The sequence below is a fragment of the Viridibacillus soli genome, assembly GCF_016612995.1.
Taxonomy (GTDB): domain Bacteria; phylum Bacillota; class Bacilli; order Bacillales_A; family Planococcaceae; genus Viridibacillus; species Viridibacillus soli.
This window is the reverse complement of the sequence record NZ_JAEOAH010000007.1, coordinates 13,999-32,403: the sequence shown is the minus strand read 5'-3', so window position 1 is coordinate 32,403 and position 18,405 is coordinate 13,999. Positions and strand designations below refer to the sequence as shown.

Sequence of the window (18,405 nt, the reverse complement as noted above, 5' to 3'; positions counted from 1 at the left end):
TTTTTATTCCTTATCTGCTGCTTCTTTCATTCGCTTCATTCGATATTGTAAACTTTGTCTTTTCATTCCTAACGCTTGCGCTGTTTTCGATACGTTACCACTAAAAAACTCTAATGCCTTAATAACATAATAATCTTCAACTTCACGAATATATTGATCAAGTGGCCGAAGATCCTTTACCGTTTGTACGATGAATAATTCACTCTTTGTATTATTTTCTTGACGATGGATATCTTGAACCTTCCAACGAAAATAAGCAGGTAGCATATCATAGGTTATAAATTCCTCGGTAGTAACAAGAGATGCTATTTCGTCTAATAACACTTCTAGCTCTTTCAAGTTCCCTGGCCAATCATAGGATAAAAGGATTTCTTCAACCTCATCCGACAGTCCTTTCACAATTGAACCAAAGTTTTGTCGATATCTCAAAAAATAATCATTCACGAAAGGCATAATATCTTCTTTTCTTTCTCTTAGTGAAGGTACACGGATTGTAATGGATGAGAAGAAGAAGTATAAACTTTTCGATAGCTTCCCATTGCTTATTAACTCAATTGGATCTCCACCAATACTAGCAATAAATACGTGATTTTTCGTTTCATGGATTTTCAACAATTCTACAATTTTTTCTTGTGCCGACATAGATAAGTATTCGATACGTTCTCCAAAAAATGTGATGTTCTTATTTTCAGTTATATATTTTTCGAGTTGCGCAATAACTGTTTCTTCGTCTCTTCTGCAAATGAGCGTAATAAACTGCTCGTTCGGTATTGAAAGTGTATGGTGAATGCCTTCAGCAATCATATCTTTACCGGTTCCCGATTCTCCAATGAGCATTACAGGAATTCGACTAGTCGCAGCTACTTTTGCCGTTGAAATAACATTTTTCATCTCAGCAGATACAGCTGTTATCGTTTCAAATGTTAACGGTTGTCCATAGCGACGCAGCGGTTGGTACATCATAAATTCTTGTGTTGAAATATCACGTGCAAATTCCACTGCCCCTAGAATTCGACCATCTTTATCAATCGGTAAAATATTATTAATGGTCGTAATTTCCTGCCCTTTTTGATTCCAAAATGTCTTTTTATGATTTCGAATCGATTGACCACTATGTAATACTTGCTGCAATAAACTCTCTTCCACCCTAAAATCGATAATTTCTCTAGCAGTACGTTTTTCGACTTCCTGATTTGTTACGCCTTCAAGCTCCTTCATTTTTTCATTGCAAACAACTAGCATTCCATGCGCATCTATTGCCCTAACACCGATATCACTCATTTCTGTAATAAATTCATAGACTTGAAGTAGACCTTTTAATTCCAATTTTTATATCCCCTATCAATTTATTTAAAATTTTTGGAATATTTTTGTTGAATTATGCCAAACCATATTGCATTATTATATATATAGTATTCAGAAAAGTGCAAACTCATTTTGCACCTAACAACCACGGGAGGAAACAAAAATGATTCCATACAAACATGAGCCATTCACAGATTTCACTTCACAAGAAAACGCAAAAGCATATCAAACTGCATTACAACAAGTAACAGAACAATTAGGACAAGAATATCCTTTAATTATAAACGGTGAAAAAGTAACAACTGAACAAAAGATCTCATCTTACAATCCTGCTCAGAAATCAGAATTAGTAGGTGTTGTATCTAAAGCAAACCAAGAATTAGCTGAAACAGCCATGCAAGCTGCACATACCGCTTTCGGAGAGTGGCAATATACTCCCGCTGAAGTAAGAGCTGATATTTTATTTAAAGCAGCAGCAATCATTCGCCGACGTAAACACGAATTTTCTGCTTGGTTAACATTTGAAGCTGGTAAACCATGGAATGAAGCAGATGCTGATACTGCTGAAGCTATCGATTTCCTTGAGTATTATGGTCGTCAAATGTTAGCACTTAAAGATGGTCAACCCGTTGAAAGTCGAGTAGGTGAATATAACCGCTATGACTACATTCCATTAGGAGTTGGAGTAATAATCTCTCCTTGGAACTTCCCATTTGCAATCATGGCTGGTACTACTGTAGCGGCAGTTGTAACTGGTAACACTGTTCTTTTAAAACCTGCTTCAACGACACCAGTTGTCGCTTATAAATTCATTGAAGTATTAGAAGAAGCTGGACTTCCAGCAGGTGTCGTTAACTACATCCCTGGTTCAGGCGCAGAAGTTGGCGATTATTTAGTAGATCATCCGCTTACTCGTTTTATTAGCTTTACTGGTTCTCGTGATGTCGGACTTCGTATTAATCAACGTGCCTCTGTCGTAAACGAAGGCCAAATCTGGATTAAACGAGTTATCGCTGAAATGGGTGGTAAAGATACGATTGTAGTAGATAAAGAAGCTGATTTAGAATTAGCTGCTCAGTCTATCGTTAAATCTTCATTTGGCTTCAGTGGACAAAAATGTTCAGCATGCTCACGTGCAATCATTGTTGAAGATGTCTATGATGAAGTAATCGCACTTGTAGAAGAAAAAACAAAAGCATTACAAGTCGGAAACCCTGTAGATCCAGCTAACTATACTGGACCAGTTATTGATGAAGCCGCATTTAATAAAATTACTAGCTACATTGAAATTGGTAAAGAAGAAGGTCGTTTAATCGCTGGTGGTACTGCAGACAACTCAGAAGGCTTTTTTGTACAACCAACAGTATTTGCAGATGTATCTCCTGAAGCGCGTATTATGAAAGAAGAAATTTTCGGACCAGTTGTTGCAATTTCAAAAGCTTCTAATTTTGAAGAAGCCATTGCAATTGCTAATAATACTGAATACGGTTTAACAGGTGCTGTTATTTCTAAAAATCGCGCCAATATTGAATATGCCCGTCAACGCTTCCATGTTGGTAACTTATACTTCAACCGTGGCTGTACAGGTGCTATCGTAGGATACCAACCATTCGGTGGTTTTAATATGTCAGGTACAGATTCTAAAGCTGGTGGCCCTGATTATTTACAGCTTCATATGCAAGCAAAAACAACTTCAGAAACGCTTTAATCTTTTCTTCCTTTATAATAGGAAGAAACTCTAATTTCTTCTCGCTCGGCGTGTGTAAATTCATACGTCGAGTTTTTTATTTTTATCTTTTTCGATAATAATAGAATAGATAAATAATACCCTTTCACATTTCAAATAAATTTCATATCCATCGTTTTACATAGCACATTATATTATTGCGAATAATATAATGTAGCTTTTATTACCTCTTATCAGGTGTGTTGATTAGGGGAATATTAAGTTGTCATTTACCGTTAGAATGGTTTTTTTATGTTTAATACTAACGTATGTTACTACATTTTTTAATTGATTGTAGCGGAGGAAACGGCTCGGTGCTTGCTCGCTTAAAGCGAGCATCCCGTAGCGGAAATCAACCTACCACTTTAATAATTATGGTTAAAATTGGTTAATCAACACGCCCGATATTATGTAAATATATCAATTCGCACCTTGTAACATGCTAATTAAACAATAATTACTAAAAAATCATTTCTATTTTACTATAATAATAATTTTTCAAATTAATAAGGCTCAATATCCTCACATCAGTTAACTGAATACTTAAACTTTTCATTTTATATTGACAGTTTATTTTTCAACTGATAAGCTATGAAACAAATCCAAATTCGTTGAAGAGAACAAGTATGGAAGGTCACTTAATCTAAAGAGAGTCGACGCTTGCTGAAAGTCGATGTTTAGGCCCTTTTCTGAAGTAATCTCTGAGAAGCAAAATTGAACCTTTAAGTAAATTTTGCCGGCTTATCCTCCGTTACCTTAGGATCACGTATGATAGTACGTTGGCTGAGTGCTGGAATTTTGTGTTAAACAAATTTTCGGAATTAGGGTGGTATCGCGAGTAATCTCGTCCCTTTTATAGGGGCGAGTTTTTTTTGTGCCTATTTTCACTGAATATGGATCAATCTACTTTGAGGAGTGAATGAAATGAGTAAATCTACAACTTTATTTATTGGATTAATGTTATTTTCGATGTTTTTTGGGGCAGGTAATCTTATTTTCCCACCATTTTTAGGTGCTAATGCCGGAACAAACTTCCCACTCGCTATAACTGGCTTTATCGTGACTGCAGTTGGACTTCCACTACTTGTATTAACAGCTTTATCCTTTGTTGAAGGTGGCGTGCGTACGCTAGCTAGTCGAGTTCATCCTATTTTCGGATTAGTTTTTACAATCATTGTTTATTTATCAATCGGACCGTTTCTTGCTATCCCACGTAATGCGACTCTTGCTTATGAAATGGGGTTAAAGCCTTTTATTGCTGATTCTTCTATTGCTTTATTCGGCTTTACGGCATTATTTTTCCTTCTTGTTTTTTTAATTAGTTTAAACCAAAGCAAAATGATGGATCTCATGGGGAAAATCATCACGCCCCTATTATTGCTAAGTATGGTCGTATTAGTCGTAACCGGCTTTATTCAATTACAAAATGGCACGTTAGCGCCGGCAACAACCGAGTATGCTGAATCTCCTTTCTTAAAAGGCTTTTTGGAAGGATATAACACAATGGATGCACTTTCTGCTATTGCGTTTGGTATTGTCATTTTGACTACGTTGAAGCGACAAGGTGCTACAGAAGGCAAAATGATTCGAAGAGAAATGCTTAAAGCAGGTCTTTTAGCAGGATTATTACTTGCTGTTGTATATTGTTCTCTTGGTTATATTGGAGTCAAAATGGCTGGAATAGGTTCATTTGAAAACGGTAGTACCCTTCTTTCATCTGCTTCTTATTTACTGTTCGGGCAACGGGGAAATTTACTATTAGGTGTTATCTTTGTATTAGCTTGTTTCACTACTTGTGTAGGTTTGGTGTCTGCTTGTGGAAACTATTTTCATTCATTAGCTCCAAAAGTTAGTTACAAAAAAATATCTTTATTATTTACATTTATTAGTTTTTCATTAGCTAACTTTGGCTTAAATACTATTTTAACGGTAAGTGTACCTTTCCTAGTTGCTGCTTACTCATTAACAATAGTATTGATCGTGATTTCCCTTTTCCATCCGTTATTTAAAGGTTCTTCTTATGTATACGTTGGGGCAATAGCGCTGACAGGAGTAGTTGCCTTATATGATGGCCTAAAAGCATTTGGCTTCACTTTTGGCGTAGTTGATCAATATATGAGCTATCTTCCATTTGCAGAGCTTGGATTAGGGTGGGTTATTCCTGCATTTGTAGGAACTGCAATTGGTTACTCTCTATACTTAATGAAGAGAAAATTGCCAATGATCGCATCGCAGCCTGTTGAGAAATAATTGAGATGCAAAAACGTCCGGTTCTCTATTTAAGAACCGGACGTTTTCATATAAAAATAGCTCCCTCATATTGCTTTTTATTTGAATAAAACAATCGTAATCTAAGACAGGTTTAGCATTCGATTAAAAAATGTTATCTAAAAAGAACCTCGTCTTATTTTTAAGGAACTGGTACGGATTGTTTTCCGTTGTCGATTCAACCCGAAATAACAATGGGGTACATGCAAATCAAAAAAATGTTTCGACAAATTTATGCTTCTTGATCGTCTGTGGATAAAGTTATTCACATTTCGACCCTTGTACTATATGCATTCCCCTGCTATCCACAGGAGTTAATCACAAATTATCCACCGACTCCTGTGGATAATTCATGGGTTGTTTTGAACAAAACTATTTGATAAATTAAGTAAGTGTCTTGGCAACTTATTACTATATTCTTTCGTTCTTCGTATTAGAACACTGTATTTAAAAACTTGGAGGTGAATTCACGTATGAGTAAACTATCAGATGATTTATTAATCAAGGCTTATGTTACTGCAAATGCTATTAAGCTAAGCCCTGAATTTATAAGTCTTTTAATGAATGAAATGATGCGTCGTTCTCTAGTATAGTTGTTACCTAGTTTAAACGGTTCAGACGTATATTAGAACCTTAGCTGCTAATGAATTGTGAGAGTTCTACGAACAAGTTCTAGAGCTAAAATTAGGTGTTTACATTTCCATATATATGAAGTGCTAAACAACTATCTATTTAAACATCATTTCAAAATAAACATCTGTTAATTTCTTCATATTTGAATCGAGTACTACTATTTATCTCGCTCTTGTTTTTATTGTTTGAGTGATTACTCCGGTTATAGTCAATTTTCCTTAACAGGCGGAAAAAAGCGAGCTTTTTTCACTTCGGAATAGTGAACGATTGGGTGATTTTCTTGATAATGGCACTCTAAAAATGAAGCTAATGAATTTTGATGGATCGTATAAACTGCATTTTGCAAAACCCAAGGTGAATGGCAATTATCTACTCGAAATAGCTGCCCCTGAGTTTTGACCCATACATGATAACGCTCCGTCAACCACCGATCCAATTGAGTATGTTTAATTGGACGAGAAATCGGTTCAAATGAAGCAATAAGTGTCTCTGGAAATGTTGTAAATTGTTTAGTTCTACTATAAATAGTAAATGTATTATTACTTTTTTTTGAAGTAATATTCGCATTTCGGAAAGGTAGAAAGTTTCTAAATGTTGTTAATTTCACTATTAAAGAATTATTAGCATCTAAACTGAAGAAATGAACACCTGCCTTGCCTTTATGAGTGACATACGTTCGAACATTTAGTTCTAAAAAAGAACCAGAGCCCAGTAATGGTGGCATAAACCTTGGTCTATTCCTCTTTACTTGAAAAAACACTAAACTGATCCATGCCCTATTGTTAAAGAGATCTAGTTCTAATTCTGAAGGGATATGTTTCCGTATGTCTTCCGCAGAAACCGACCAATGCAGAAAGAATACATCATGCCATTCTTGCGTCATGATCCAAGGTCTTTTAGTCATTTAATATCTCCTCCCAAAAGGATTATTGTGTTTATTCTTTCCTATGATGCATATATTCAAACGGGGAAAGTGATATCTTTTTTTGATGTGTGGTACGTATTGAAGAAAGAAAAAACCCAACCTCCGGAGAGATTGGGAAGCACTCTAGTAACTGGCGCTAATCTAAATCCTCTATATTTTCGTTAGATTTTCTGCCTTTTTAGCTAGCGTTACGACTTAATTTCTGCATTGTCATTGAAATAATCGGTCCAGTTGTTTGATTGGATCATTAATCTGTTCCATGATGCCATCCATTTTAGTGACATTTTTTTGTTCAATTGAGGGCGAGTTTTCTATTCTCACTTGCTACAACAGAAAATCCATTGCCATACTCACCCTTCAATTGACGTATTTAAATTTAGTAAATTACATTGTCCAGAACCCAAATTGCTTTTTATCGCCAAATGCAACGACTGGCTCATCATTAATTGTAATATCATTCATAACGACTCCAGAACATGTAGATGCTGTTTTTTGACATTTCCCAACAACAAAACACTACTTTCACCTAGTTCATTTCAATGAGCATAAAACATACGGTGAATCGAATGGTTTGTTAAGCATTTGTTATTGTTGCATACTCATTGAATATCCATCACTTTTCACATAGACGTTGCCGTTTCTTGTCACAAAGACTTTCGTACCTAATTTCTCCAACGCTTTAACCGTTTTATTTCGTTTCCTTGCACTAGTGATAACAGCAAATTGCGGTTTCACCATACTAAAAAACTCCAAGGTATTCGCTTCAAATTTACCATGATGAGGAACTTTTAAGAAAGTATGCTCTATATCGCTGTGTCCCATTAACTCATCAAGTCGCTCTTCTACTGCGTCTGCAGTTAACAATAAACTGTTGTTTCCGTGCTTTACACTAACCACAAGAGAGTAATCATTTTCCTCTTTGTATTTATTTTTTTGAGGTGGGTAGACTGTGAATTCAGCGGTACCAGCACTAAAGGTATAAGTATTGATCAAGGCTTTGGGTGTTTTATGATTTGCTGTAATTGCATTCTTATACTCCCTATACTGTTTACTACTCCGCTTATAATTAGGCGTAATAATTTGCCCAACATCCACGCTATTAATAATTACATCGACTCCTCCTACATGATCCTTATCAAAGTGCGTTAAAATCATATAGTCAATTTTATCGATGTTATTTTCTTCTAAATACTTCACAACCTTGTCCCCATCCTTATCTTCCCCGCTATCAATAAGCACAGTTTTACCGCCAGCCATTAAAAGCATACTATCCGCTTTTCCTATTTTAAAAATCACCATATCTAAAAAGCTTACGTTGCTGCTTGCAGCAATTTTTGTTTGATGGGAGGAGCAACCAATTAGAGCCATAATGATAAACAAAGTTATGTACAGGTACATCACTCTTTTGTCTTTGAACAGATATTGATTCATAAAAACACTCCTCTTTTTGCGTTATAATAAATCGATTTATATGAGTATCCTCTAAATACGATAAATTATTACGCAAAAAATCCCCTTATCTTATGATAAGAAGATTTTTGGTATTGATTGTTAAAACTACTATTAAATTTACTTTTTTAGCTAACTGGCATGCATTAAATTACTCCAGTATATCCATCACACGACGCACGTATGGACTTTTATCATATGAATTATACAGCTGACTAGAAAGCCTAATAGGATCACCAAAGAAAAAGCGCTCATATAACGTTTGGCGTGTACCGAAAGAGCTCATCGTTAAATCCCACGCCAGACGGAAAATTTTCACACGATCCTCAGCATTGGCAGCCTTAGACTGCAGATACTGATCTAAATCTGGTCGAACTGCTGATTGAAATGTATTTTCCGTTGGGATAGACATTAATCCACTAGCACCTAAAAGCTGGATGATTTCAGTAAACCTTGGATATACACGTGGGAAAAAGTTAATGGCGATTTGCAGTGTAGTACGATCTGGTCGCATAAATCCCCAAGCATCCTTTTCCGCCTCTATTTCTGATTTAAGCACCAATGCTTTCATCGTTTCCAAAGCTATAATAATTTCAGAAGCCTTTTCTTGAACATGTTGGTATTCCGAGATATTAATCGTATCTATAATAGATTGAACTAATCCCAAAATAAATTCTGTTTTTACAATCTGTCTAGAAATAACTTGATGTAATGCAAATGGTTGAAACGCGCTAGCCATCATAAAATTATTCGATACGCCTAAGTTAGCATAATAAAATACGCGTTCCCATGGCACTAATACATTGTCGAATACAACAATTGTATCCATTTCATCATACCGAGAACTTAATGGATAGTTAAATGTAGAATCTCCACCAACAAAAGATTCTCTGCATATAAATTTTAGCCCTTTGCTATTACTAGGTATGGAAAATGCAAATCCTTTTTCTTCCTCAATAACCCCTGCAGCTGATAGAACCAATAGCTCATCTGTTATGCCACCTTGTGTTGCCAGCAGTCGTGCACCCTTTATGATTATTCCCTCTTCGTTTTTATCTATTACTTTGGCAGCAATAGGCTCATCTGTATTTTCAAAATAAAATTGTGCCCGATTTACTTGTGGATCGATAAATGTATGTGTCATTGATATATCATTTTCACGTGCGTATTCATAAAACGCAAGTAAGTGCTCAGGAAAACAGTTCTCTTTCCCTTCTAAAAATTTTGCGGCTGACGCAAAGGCCGCTAATGTTGTATTCATATAGTCTGGACTTCTTCCCATTAGACCATTGCTTGATTTAGCCCATTGTTGTACCATTGCCCGTCTTTTAGCTAAATCCTCTTTTGTTTTTGGTTGTAAAAAAGAAAGACCAACTTGATCTCCCGTCGTTGGTGATGGATAAGTCATAACACCTTTTAATGACGCATCATGTTGTATATCATATAAAGCTGCTTGGCTTTGCATAATCCCTTTAAATGCAGGGTGCTCGGAGATATTGCCTGTCACAGGTTTTCCATCTATCCATACATTCGTTTTCAACCGATTAATTCGATCAATATATTGTTTCCCAGTAATAGCTGCCATACTCACGCTCCTAAATGTTACTAGCTGATTGTTCAATAAATGGATGTATCAAAACATTCAACTATGTCTTTAGTTGTATAGTATGAATGGGTTCTTTCAGTTGTTACTCTTCGACATGCTTCATAACTGCGGTTATGGTGATAGCAAAAATCCCCTAATCTTTAGATTAGGGGACAAATTGTGGTCGTTAGTTATTAAGCTTTATTCTTTTACTCATTTAACTTGGTTTTCATCATTTGTTTCTTGATATCCTTTTAATCCAAGCACTTCATACTCACCTTTGTATTTCTTACTATCAATTGTATAAACCATTACATTTTCACCGAATGTGTTTTCTCCAGAGAATTTTGCGATAACTTTAGATCCTTCTTTTTTGTGCGACCACTTGTGTGAATTCCTTTGAAGTAGACCGTAATTATTGCTGTACCGTTGTTATTAACGTAAACTCCAGCTTTTCTACCACCTGATACTGTTACGTCTTCAAGTGTTACGTAATCACCATAAATTTCGATTAGGTTGTCTTCATGCGTTCTTGTTACTGTGATGTTTTTTAACGTAACATTGTTTTCATGGATGAATACACCATCTGTAGTGTTATTGCCTGGTGCTGATGTTGTTGCAATTGCTAGCGTTTTTCTAGCACCGTCACTGTTACTTTCAAATTTGATTGTTAAAGAAGCCATCACTAAAATTTTAAACATCGTATTTTTTTTACAAACATCGTGGCTTTATTTCAAAGCTACATGTGGTTCAAACTTTTCAAAAGTGTTCAAAACAATTACTACCGACAACGGATCTGGATTTGCGGACCTGGACTCTACACTAAAAAAAGAAGATACGGACATCTACTTTACCCACCCCTATACGTCCTGTGAGCGAGGGACAAATGAGCGCCATAACGGGTTAATTCTGCCATAGGGGAGAAAAGAATTGAAAATTTTTGCGAAGAACAGGAGAGGCTAGCGTATCGAACAGACGAGTTCAATAGAGAAGCGTCTACAAGAGATGCTCGCGAATGATCTATTGTTTCAAGTAATTCAGGAAACATCAGCTGAGTAGCATTTTTTATCAGAGCCTTATTTAGACGAGTTGATTGAAAAAACACTACTCCATCGAGCTGGTTTAATGTCACCCATGTACAGTTGAGTTATTACATTAAACCATTCGTATCGTATGAATTGATGAGGCTGATGACACGCCAACGACACCGACTGTCATTCGTTTGGATTTCAAACCTATTTTAAAACTTCTGATGACCCTGCTGCTAAAGGATAAGTATCGTGTGAAAATATTATCAGCATTGACCACACGTGTAATGTCCATCGATTCCCGAATGATTTCATCATAATTACATCCCAAGCAATCGAGTGATGTAAATGAAATCGTCACTATGAATCACGCTTCTCATCCCTAATTTTCGTTTAATAAAGATACGCGAATTATTATAAACGCTTATAAACATTTTTACCATGGTTTACAAACATAAAAAAGGCATACTTTTAAGAGCGTCCTAAAAGTATACCTTTATAAACAAAACAAAGGCTCTTCAAATAATTAAGTCTGCTGTGAGCTACTATTTTAAGTGATTCAAAAAAATCCCATGCTATTTTTCTCAGTTATTTAGCACTTGCAAAAAATTTGAAAGGATTAACCTTTCCAGAAAAGTAAAAAAAACAAAAATGTGATGATTTACTCGAAAAGGTTGGGTTGTTATTTATGTAAAAAACATTGACACTCCTGTTTCTAAATTATTGATCAGAAAAGTCTACCAAATAAATTTGTTTTCGTTTTTCAAAGCTAAATTAATATCATTATTCATTTCAATAGTTGCTTGTGTAATAGCATTTTTTACAGACGTATGATCTTGAGCATTTACTAACTCAAAAGAATATATAATACTGCGAGAGGCACTAATCAAAGCCCCATATCCATCTTCATTAAAAGCATTTACAATATCTTTTCCAGTTGCCCCTTGTGCTCCATATCCTGGTACTAAAAATATAGATTTAGGCATTAATTTTCTATATATTTTCATGTCTTCAGGATAGGTTGCTCCTACAACAGCTCCAATTGAAGAATAACCTGATTCCCCTAAGTGTTCACTAGAAAATTTATTTATTAAAACTCCTACTTTCTCAGCTAAAGTTATTCCCTCTGTTAACTTTTGATTTTGAAAATCCCCAGAGTACGGATTACTTGTTTTAACTAAAACAAATAATCCAGAATTTCTCTTTTTAGAAGCATCAAAAAACGGTTCGAGGCTATCTCTACCTAAATAGGGATTAATCGTAAGTGAATCTACTGCATTTTCGTTTTCATTCCATTGTTCACACTCACTTCCGAAAAATGCATTTGCATATGCTGTTGCAGTAGAATCTATATCTCCCCGTTTAGCATCAGCAATTACAAGTAACCCCATTTGTTGAGCATAATTCACAGTTTCCCAAAAAGCATGAATTCCATGTTCACCAAAGACTTCATAATACGCTAGTTGAGGCTTTATAACTGCTACATGATCTTTTATTGCATCAATAACTAATTTATTAAACTGAGTAAAAGCAAACCCAGCTCCCTTTGGATTTTCACCATAGTTTTTTTTAGCTTCTTCCCTTATAAAATTTGGAATACGTGAAATAACAGGATCTAGCCCTATGACCGAATGGGACTTTTTTTGTGCAACTGCTTTATTAAGCCTATCTGCAAAATTATGTTTAAACATATTGTTTAACTCCTTACAGCTCTTCTATAAGAGATTTAATGTTATTTAGAAATGTATCAACTGAGCCTGATTTTTTTCTTATTTTCATTGTGTTAGAATCAAGAATTCGTGTATACGGTAAAATGGCTTCCCCTCTTACAAGTAATGAAATTGTTTTTTCATTACTTGGGATAATACGATGAAACACTCCTGCTGGGAAAAAATATGTATTTCCAGCAACGAGTTTTTCCCTTGAAACTAGTCTTAATTCTATTTTTTCATTTTCATTTACTGGTTATTTTCAATAAATTCAAGCGAATAATTTAGTGATAATAGTCCAGGCATATTAATAGTTCCAGTTTCATAATCAGATTCTTCTAAAAGATCTATTTCATCACTTTCGCTTCTAATTCCTGTTCCACCCGTTATTATCTGATTAATTTTAATATCATTATTAAAATAAAGTGCTCCTACTCCTGTGAATCCTAGAAGGCTTTTATGACAAGAAAATGCCATGATATCAATATTATCTGTTTCAACACTAATTTCTACATTACCAATGGCTTGAGAAGAATCTACAAACATAAATAGTTTGTATTTATGGGCTATTCCACCATATCCTTGCTTATATATAAGCTCTCCAGTAACATTTGAACCATGATTAATGATTACCATCGTTGTATTTGGTCTTATTAAATGTGTTAGTTTTTTTAAAACTCTTCGCAAGATGTCATCCCATCTATATCTATAACTGAGAATTCTATATTTCTATCTTTTTTTAAGGCAGTTATAGTTCTAGAAACAGCTGCATGTTCAAAGTTGGTAGTAATCACATGATCTCCATTTCTTAAGATACCTCGTAATCCCATATTAATTGCTTGTGTGGAATTTAATGTGAATATTAACTTATGATCTATAGGACAATTTATTAATTTTTTTAAGCGTTGTCTTGTAGATTCAATCACATTACTTAAATTATAGGTGCTACTGTAGTCTCCTATTATAAGTATCAGGAGTTGTACTTAGTATTTCAAATACTTTATTAAGGTTATTAGGTTTTGGATAACTTGTTGAAGTATTATCCAAATATATGTATTTATTATTAACCATCAAATTTCCCCTTAACTACATTCTTTCCCATTCAGGATATATGTCACACTGTATTTTTTCCGTCATAATTCTTAACACCACAACTGTCTGTTTTCATAATGATACTTTAAATTGGAATGTCGTTCGAAAATCATTGACCTATTTTTTCTTTTTAAATACTCCATGAAAGATGAGACACTTTATTTTAATGGTATTATAAACATAATTATATTAGAACTTGAAAAAGTGAATTAGGTTGTAAGGAAGATCACTTAGTATTGTGATTAAAAAATCTAGCATTATTGCACCTCATTTCGGTTTAGGAGTGAAAAAAGCATGGATATAGGGACTAAAATTCGCAGTCTTCGGTTGTCAAAAGGTGTTTCTCAAAAAGAGTTGAGCGAAGGAATCTGTTCGCAAGGTATGTTAAGCCAAATTGAGAAAAATAAACACACACCTAATTTCCACTTACTCGCAAAAATTTGTAAAAAAATGGAAGTAAAATTAGATGATTTGAATGAATACACAACAACTGAGTTGACTATTAAAAAGAACTTAAAAGAAGAATTAGCCGTACTTTTTTACCAGCGTAAATATGAAGAAATTTATGTATTGATAAAATCTAATCTTAATTCATACTTTTATACACCATTAGATAAACAACTTCTTTTATTTTATAAAGCACTGTACTATGGTTTTACGAATGGTAAATATCATAAGGCTTATGAAATATTAGAAAAAGCACTCTATATCACTTATTATGCAAATAAAAAGAGTCTTTCCTATGAAGAGATTATTATATTCAATAACCTTGGTATTTTCGCACTAAAAATGGAAATGCTTGAAGAAGGTTTCCACTATTTAGAAATCATTTTACAAGATATCGATACGAACTTAAAAATAGAAAATAACTCGAAAATAACGCTAATTTATTTCAATGTAGCTAACGCCTATTCAAAATATGGTTATTATGAAAAAGCTTTGAAAATCGCTATAAAAGGTATTCAATGGGCAAATAAATCAAATATCAATACACAATTACGCCTAAGCCATCTATATTATGAGAAAGCCTACAATGAGCAAATGCTAAATGAACAAAACTATATTGAATCCTACAAAACCGCCTATTATTTAGCCTTAAATGCTAAAGATGACAACTTATTGAAGTTCATTAAATCTAAGATTAGTATTGACTAGTCAAGTAATATACATAATCTTAATCAAATAATCTATAGAAATCCATTAGTAGAATATTAATTTTCTAATATTTCTGGTATATAATTCCAACACTATACTCCAGCATCCCGATAAAAATCTTTAATGACAACCCTTCGCCGAATCCTTTATTCAACATACAAATTGCAATTTTAAGCCGTTAACTGGATAACCTCATTGTCAAATATATTTTGAAATTAACCAGTAAAAATCAAGCGCTCTCAGATACTTTTAAAATCGAGTTGACGGATGGGTACACTGGCTTTGGAAGTAAATGCAGTTTCTTGGTCTCCTATCTCATTACAGTACGCTTTAATAGCTTTATTAACTTCTGTAAAGAGATTTTTACGAATAAAACGAAGAAGCCAATTTTGCAGGAACAATAACACTTGTTAATTTATGTCCTTTCCAATCCCTTAATATCATCACGTTGTTTGAATTGATAGTATTTGCAAAAAATTTCTCGTCTTCAAATGTACTCAATGCTGTTTGCATTACTATTCCTCCCAAAATTCAATTATTAGTTTCATACCCTGTTAATGTCCATCCTGTTTCTTTATCCTCAAGACAAACGGTGACAATCGTAACTGTATTGCGCCTATACTGGACCAAAAACTTATCTGCATTGTAGTGTTCAGTAAAATACTCCTGAATTTCCTGCAAACTAATAACCTTTTCTCCATCATTTTTGATACGATAAGGCATTTCATGTTCATGTCCTATGTGTCTTCTCTGTTTCCCTACTTTGATACTAGTAGCAATTACAGAGATGCTACCCAAAGAACAATTGAAATTTGTTAAGCACTAGTTTTTTTAAATATTTATGATCAACTAATTATGCTTTAACAACAAAAAAGTAGTTAGAAAAGACATGGCTTCCTATCACCAGTTGTCTTTCTAACTACTTATTTTAAATGGACTTAATGGACAATTATTTTAGTGTCCATTTTCGAGGGGCTTGACCACTGACACCGACTTAGAAGTTTAATTCATTGTATTTTACATTAAATTCTTTTTCTAAATCTGTCTGGTTAGCATAACCAGTTCCTGCTGGACGTTTTTCTATTACAAATTTTGCAATTGTTGTTTTATTAGCATAAGTAAGTCTGTCTAATTTTGCTTTAAATGACTCTATTTCATATAGCGCAGATAGCATTTCAGTAATTTCCGTTACACTGTTCACTTTTTCAAATGCGGTTGCTTGGTCTGTTACATTTAATGCAGTAGCTACTGATTCAATAATACTATCCGATGCTGTCGCCCGAATATCGAGTATACCAGCATGGCTAGACTTCATTGTGAATGAGATGTTGCCATCTTTTCCGATTAGTACCATTTGTTTGTTATCTGGGCTTCCTGGTGTGATTACTTTACCAATTCCGTTTGATAATATAATCGTGCCAAATACAGTAGTAAATTCAAATGTTACATTTCCGCCTACTTTTGGAGCATATGGAAGGCCATTTTGGTCCACTGTTTGATAGTTTACAGTGACAGGAGAATCCGCTCTGGTAGCTGTTACTTCTTCACCTTTTGCATTGTAAAATTTTACTTTAGCTGTATTTACTATTGCGTCATTGAAGTAAGTGATTGGTGCTACTTGTTGTAAATCAGCATCATCTAATCTACCAACTGCTGTACTAGAGCCGTTATCGATAAATACAGTTGGCGTGATATAAGAGCCCACTTTTCTATTCACTACTGTAAATTCGACAACGCCATTTTTGTCAGTTACTAATGAATAAAGGCCATTTCTGTCTAGATTAACAGCTTTACCCGCTTGGAAAATATGTGCTGTCTGCGTATCACCTTGTAATACAACTTTTACAGCGATATTAGCAGGTGCTTTGTTGCCTGCTAGATCCGTCACAGTTGCTTTATATTGACGTCCACCAAAGTTAGCTGCGTAAGTTCCCCCAACAGCAACATTGCGTTCAGTAGAAGCGTTAGAAGCGTTTTCAGTACCAATGGCTTCAACGTTTAAAGCAATCGTGTGTTTAATTTCAAATTTAACTGTTGAACCTTTTGCTTGTAATCCAGTTACATCTAATCTTTCTCTCGTTTCTTTACCATTAGCAAATACAATTGGCGTGACCGATGTGCTAGCACCCGTCACCGTAAATGTTCCTACACCATTTGTATTCACATACACTTTTGCTCCTACTTGACCATTTGCAGTTTGATAAGGTGTCGTATTATTACTTTCAACTACCGTTGCTTTACGATCAATTTTGTCTAAAGTGACGTTAACGTTTTCAGCAAATGTTACGTTGACGTATTTCCCTTTTGTATCACTAGATACATCTGCAGGATTGACGTTTACCTTATATACTTTTTTAGCACCGTTAGCTAATGTTGAACCTTCCGTTACATCAACAATCGTTAAACGTTCATTGTTACCCCAGTAAACTTTTGATGCGGATGATTTAAGTGCTACATTTTTAGTTGCATAAGCAGATACTGTATCGTTACTAAATGATGATTGTGTGTAAGAGTAAGAAGCTACACCGTTTTCGTCGGTTAATACTTCTGTAGTAAGTTTTTTAGTAGCATCTGCAGAATTTTCTACGTCGAATGTTACAGGAATCTTAGCTTTAGATTGCCCCGCAGCAACTTCTACTTGAGCTTCGACTGTTACCTGGTTACCAACAACAGCTTGAACTGAAGGTGTTGATAATTTAATTGCTGTAGGAATAACCGCAGAAACACCAAAGAATATACTGGAATTCCCACCATCAATTGCTACATTGTAAGCTTTACCAGCTTCTTGAGCAGAAGTTACTAATACGACAACTTTAGGGTCAGTTGCTTTAACAGTAGCACTAGAAATTGTTAGACCTTCAATTGCAAAACGCCCCGCAGTAACCTCACTAACATTTTGAGCATTTTCGAATGTCACTTCAACAGTTGTGTTGTTAACCGCTTTTACTGCACCAATGACCATTGACACTACCATACCATCTTTATATAGTTTTTCAGCACCGTTGTAATTTACAACGCCGTTAGCCACTTTACCATTTACGTATAACTTATTGGACTTTCCTTCAATCCCCGTTAAAGGTTTGCCGTTGTAATACCATTTTTTTGCTGATCCTGAACCGTACCAGCCAGCACCTTTTTTACCAGCTATGTAATACACACTCTTGTAGATTCCCGTTCCTTTTTTACCGGATTTGTAAAATGTTTTTTTGTATAAGCCCGTGAATTTATTGCCGTTTTTATATAATACATTTTGATAAGATTTATAACCTTTGACAACCTTACTCGATTTTACAGATACTAACTTACCTTTTGTCACTTTTACAGTTTCTTCTTTAGCGAAAGCTGTTTCAGATGCACCTGTTGCTGCAAACGATCCTGTTAATACTGCTGCACCAATTACTAATGATGCTACTGGTTTTACGAATTTAAGATTAAATTTACCCATTTAAAAATCCTCCTTATTAAATATAATTAGCATTTTACTATTTTGTAAAAATTTCTAATACTCATGCTTAAGCCTAATTACCGGT

15 protein-coding genes, 1 pseudogene and 1 other annotated feature are annotated in these 18,405 nt (G+C 34.6%); of the genes and pseudogenes, 5 read left to right on the top strand and 11 right to left on the bottom strand.

Annotated features, from left to right (window positions below):
- Positions 1–3: 3 nt before the first annotated feature.
- On the bottom strand, positions 4–1,326 hold the full coding sequence (locus tag JFL43_RS07830) for an AAA-type ATPase lid domain-containing protein (protein ID WP_200748583.1): 1,323 nt from the start codon (positions 1,324–1,326) through the stop codon (positions 4–6).
- Positions 1,327–1,468: 142 nt separating this feature from the next.
- Here JFL43_RS07830 and pruA point away from each other — a divergent pair, with 142 nt between their 5' ends.
- The 3 genes from pruA to JFL43_RS07815 all read left to right on the top strand — a co-directional run bounded on the left by pruA (position 1,469) and on the right by JFL43_RS07815 (position 5,892).
- Positions 1,469–3,013: an L-glutamate gamma-semialdehyde dehydrogenase gene (gene pruA, locus JFL43_RS07825; protein ID WP_200748582.1), complete on the top strand. Its 1,545-nt coding sequence runs from the start codon at positions 1,469–1,471 to the stop codon at positions 3,011–3,013.
- A 620-nt stretch (positions 3,014–3,633) separates the two neighbouring features.
- Positions 3,634–3,886 (top strand) — a binding site (T-box leader).
- A 69-nt stretch (positions 3,887–3,955) separates the two neighbouring features.
- A complete protein-coding gene (gene brnQ / locus JFL43_RS07820; protein WP_200748581.1) occupies positions 3,956–5,281 on the top strand; it encodes a branched-chain amino acid transport system II carrier protein in 1,326 nt (441 codons plus the stop codon).
- Between the two features lie 491 nt (positions 5,282–5,772).
- Complete coding sequence (locus JFL43_RS07815) at positions 5,773–5,892, top strand: sporulation histidine kinase inhibitor Sda (protein ID WP_100794770.1); 120 nt, start codon at positions 5,773–5,775, stop codon at positions 5,890–5,892.
- A 248-nt stretch (positions 5,893–6,140) separates the two neighbouring features.
- Here the strand turns inward: JFL43_RS07815 and JFL43_RS07810 are convergent, their stop codons facing one another.
- The 4 genes from JFL43_RS07810 to JFL43_RS07795 form a co-directional block, all read right to left on the bottom strand.
- Complete coding sequence (locus JFL43_RS07810; RefSeq protein ID WP_200748580.1) at positions 6,141–6,836, bottom strand: YqjF family protein; 696 nt, start codon at positions 6,834–6,836, stop codon at positions 6,141–6,143.
- Between the two features lie 606 nt (positions 6,837–7,442).
- Entirely contained in the window at positions 7,443–8,288 is an 846-nt protein-coding gene (locus JFL43_RS07805; protein WP_200748579.1) for a ComEC/Rec2 family competence protein, read from the bottom strand.
- A 169-nt stretch (positions 8,289–8,457) separates the two neighbouring features.
- On the bottom strand, positions 8,458–9,891 hold the full coding sequence (hpaB, locus tag JFL43_RS07800; RefSeq protein WP_200748578.1) for a 4-hydroxyphenylacetate 3-monooxygenase, oxygenase component: 1,434 nt from the start codon (positions 9,889–9,891) through the stop codon (positions 8,458–8,460).
- Positions 9,892–10,202: 311 nt separating this feature from the next.
- Positions 10,203–10,592 (bottom strand): hypothetical protein, encoded by a 390-nt coding sequence (locus JFL43_RS07795; protein ID WP_200748577.1) that lies wholly within the window; start codon positions 10,590–10,592, stop codon positions 10,203–10,205.
- A 46-nt stretch (positions 10,593–10,638) separates the two neighbouring features.
- On the opposite strand from JFL43_RS07795, the pseudogene JFL43_RS22415 reads away from it, so the two are divergent.
- Positions 10,639–10,800, top strand: a pseudogene (locus tag JFL43_RS22415) (IS30 family transposase); the annotation flags it as partial.
- An 856-nt stretch (positions 10,801–11,656) separates the two neighbouring features.
- Here the strand turns inward: JFL43_RS22415 and pyrF are convergent.
- The 3 genes from pyrF to JFL43_RS23435 all read right to left on the bottom strand — a co-directional run bounded on the left by pyrF (position 11,657) and on the right by JFL43_RS23435 (position 13,554).
- Entirely contained in the window at positions 11,657–12,610 is a 954-nt protein-coding gene (pyrF, locus tag JFL43_RS07790; protein ID WP_200748576.1) for an orotidine-5'-phosphate decarboxylase, read from the bottom strand.
- A gap of 267 nt (positions 12,611–12,877) precedes the next feature.
- Complete coding sequence (locus JFL43_RS23020) at positions 12,878–13,315, bottom strand: aminotransferase class V-fold PLP-dependent enzyme (RefSeq protein ID WP_200748575.1); 438 nt, start codon at positions 13,313–13,315, stop codon at positions 12,878–12,880.
- A complete protein-coding gene (locus tag JFL43_RS23435; protein ID WP_200748574.1) occupies positions 13,300–13,554 on the bottom strand; it encodes an aminotransferase class V-fold PLP-dependent enzyme in 255 nt (84 codons plus the stop codon). The genes JFL43_RS23020 and JFL43_RS23435 overlap by 16 nt, the downstream gene beginning before the upstream one ends.
- 460 nt (positions 13,555–14,014) lie before the next feature.
- Between JFL43_RS23435 and JFL43_RS07775 the strand changes: the two genes are divergently transcribed.
- Positions 14,015–14,875, top strand: coding sequence for a helix-turn-helix domain-containing protein (locus JFL43_RS07775; protein WP_267907761.1), 861 nt, complete (start codon positions 14,015–14,017; stop codon positions 14,873–14,875).
- Between the two features lie 363 nt (positions 14,876–15,238).
- On the opposite strand, the gene JFL43_RS07770 is transcribed toward JFL43_RS07775, so the two are convergent.
- The 3 genes from JFL43_RS07770 to JFL43_RS07760 form a co-directional block, all read right to left on the bottom strand.
- Positions 15,239–15,388: a hypothetical protein gene (locus JFL43_RS07770; RefSeq protein ID WP_200748572.1), complete on the bottom strand. Its 150-nt coding sequence runs from the start codon at positions 15,386–15,388 to the stop codon at positions 15,239–15,241.
- An 18-nt stretch (positions 15,389–15,406) separates the two neighbouring features.
- The gene (locus tag JFL43_RS07765; RefSeq protein ID WP_200748571.1) at positions 15,407–15,598 is read right to left on the bottom strand and encodes a hypothetical protein; all 192 of its coding nucleotides are present in this window, start codon (positions 15,596–15,598) and stop codon (positions 15,407–15,409) included.
- 271 nt (positions 15,599–15,869) lie between these two features.
- Positions 15,870–18,320: a hypothetical protein gene (locus tag JFL43_RS07760; RefSeq protein WP_200748570.1), complete on the bottom strand. Its 2,451-nt coding sequence runs from the start codon at positions 18,318–18,320 to the stop codon at positions 15,870–15,872.
- Between the last annotated feature and the right edge of the window lie 85 nt (positions 18,321–18,405).